Below are 2,793 nucleotides of genomic sequence, written 5' to 3'. Positions count from 1 at the left end.
GATTCTTGTGATGGATAGGGATACGTATGCAACGGTTGAATCATCTAAGCAAACAGCGACAACTAAAAAAGGTCAGGACACATATTTTATAGAAACAATAACTCCGTTTTATTGGGATGATACTCTCGCAGAAAGGAATACTCCATGGTATCGCAGAAAGGTTTACGTAGAAAGTAATGAATATTATAGGGAGGAGGATGCGAAGAATTTTGTGAGTTATCGAAAACCAGGAGCTGACAGGAAGTTTTGGACGTCTGATGATATAGTATATAACTCTGTCTATAAGGAAGGAAGAAATGATGCATATAGAAATTATTTAATTGTGGGAGCAAGGGGCTCTAGTCATTATGTAGGGAGATATGATTCCCAAGTGTATTATGGGACTTCGGTTTTAACTGCTTTTTCTCTTCCAGAGGATAGTCCTGATTCTCCTATTCCTCCTGGTAGCTCTGATTTTACCAGTGCTGGTAGTTCTGATGTATCTAATTGGGTATTCGGTCGTCATAAGGTTCCTGGTCCTAAACCAACAAATATGCTTGAAGCGCTGAAGGGGTATGCCGGAAGAGTTTATCATGCATTTGATTTTTTAGAAAATAGTATTAATGAAAAAGCTAAGGTATTAGATTCCGAGGAAGATAAAAAGAAAACAGTAGAAGATAAGGCTAAAGTAGCTGCAGCAAGAAAAAGATTAGATGATTATTTAGAAAAATTTTCTGAAGAAATAATAAAAGAAAATATAGATGTTGGGATAATAGAAAGTAAGGATAACCGTAACGGGAAACTTGTTTTTAATATGGTTAAATATGATTACTCAACTGATAATAGAAAAGAACGTTACGAAAGTGTATATAAATTTACGCTATTTTTAAAAGGATTATTAAAAATACCGCAGGCGATAGGCGAATTCAGTATTGAAGGCAAAGGACCTCATGCGGGAATAGATGACTCAGAAAGCTATAATCCAGATTCTAAAGTGTATAATGAATTTAAGAATATTACGACAGGGTACACTTTTACCCCTGTAATTAATAAGAGTGAAATAGAAGAAACAGAAGCTAAGTTTAAACTTATTGAAAAAATATATAAGAAACAGAAAACTGGAACAATGAGCGAAAGTGAACTTAGAGAATTTGATAGTATTATAGAAAATTTCTATTATGATTTTTATGATAATGGTAAGACAGAAGGACTTGTGAGTATTACCTCTAGAGGAAGAGAAGAGATCAGAACTTTTAAGAATTATGATGATATAACTGAAGTTAAACTAGATGAAAAAAATACAAAAACTGAAGAAAAAGATTTGGATAAATTTTTAACAAAGGGAACAGTAACGACTTTGCCGGATAGCAAAATAAAAGTGGAACATGAAGAAGTAAAAGATACTCCAGAATATACGGAAGAAAAAGGAGAAATTCCAGAATTTTTTAGACGTAAAATCACTACAAACAAAATAATTAGAACTCGTGTTGAAACAGTAGATGAAACAACATACACGAAAAAAGAAATCATCACACCAATTCGTGCTTATAAAGTAATGAGTGATGCAAAACCACAGGTAAATCACTATTTCTATTTGACTAAAGAAGTACGTAGATTGGATCCGACAGTTACTAAACAAGGTAGTGTTGTTATTAAGTATGTGACAACCGATGGGAAACAATTAAAAACAGAAGTTGATAAAGATGAAGTTCCGTTAGAAACGACAACTTTAATAGAAAGATATCCATATGAGGACAAAGGAGATTATTATAAACTATATACATTTTTAGGGAAAGTAGATGAGCGTAACGAGGTTAAAAAAGTAGAACAAAACTATGACACAACTCCAAAACAATATCCAACATTAGTAGATGCTGATACTGGATTTACATATGAGTATGTAGGTCTAAAACAAGGTTCAGCGGCAGCTAGTGGTAAAGTCGTAGAAGGAACAACAGAGGTTGTCTATGAATACCGTATAGTAAGTGAAGAAGAAAAAACACCATCTAAATCAGAATTAACAAAAACAGGTTCTGTTGATGTAAAACATGTTGTTATCAATGAAGATGGAACATTAAAAACATTAAAATCTGAAATCATCAAAGATAAAGTGCCAGTAGAGTATGAAGATACTTATGTGACTTACTCAAATGGTGCGAAGGTGTCTGAACGTAAATCGACACGCACGGTTATAGAAAAATACGACACTACTGATAAACAATACTCAACGTTAAAAGATGAAGCTACAGGTTTAGTTTATAAATATGTAGGACTGACAGCTGATTCAGCTCCGGCAGAAGGTGATATAACTGCAGGAGGAAAACATGTTATTTACAGTTATGTGTTAGATAAAAAAGAAGATAATAAATCAAAAGTAACTGAAGCTAAAGATAAAAAAGGAACGATTATTGTTAAGTTTATAGATATAAATGAAGATTCTATTGCTGATGATAAAGTAGTTAAGGATAATGTGATAGTAGAGAAAGTGACAACTACAGTTTCGGGTGGAAAAGAGGAGGCTACGTATGAAGCAACTGGAGAGGAGTACGCTGTTACACCACCACAAACTATTGAAGTCGATGGTCTAACTTTCAAACTCAAAAAAATTGTTCCGGTTTCAGAAAAATGGCGCAACTCGACAGTTGAAAAAGGATTGTTAAAAGAAGGAGTGACAACTATTGTTTATCAATATGTGTTGCAACTTATGAAAGCACCAGAGGTGAAAATGCCAGAGTATATAGGCGGAGCAATAGGAATAAAACCACCAACATTAGAAACGCCAGAGTATACAGGTGGGGTAGTAGGAATAGAACC

At 33.8% G+C, this 2,793-nt stretch carries 1 pseudogene; it reads left to right on the top strand.

The annotated features are described in order from the left end of the window. Nucleotides 1-2,793 (top strand): annotated as a pseudogene (locus tag RWQ74_RS08660) (hypothetical protein); the annotation flags it as partial.

The organism is uncultured Gemella sp. (assembly GCF_963525165.1).
Classification (GTDB): Bacteria; Bacillota; Bacilli; order Staphylococcales; family Gemellaceae; genus Gemella.
This window is presented reverse-complemented; position numbering and strand designations above follow the sequence as displayed.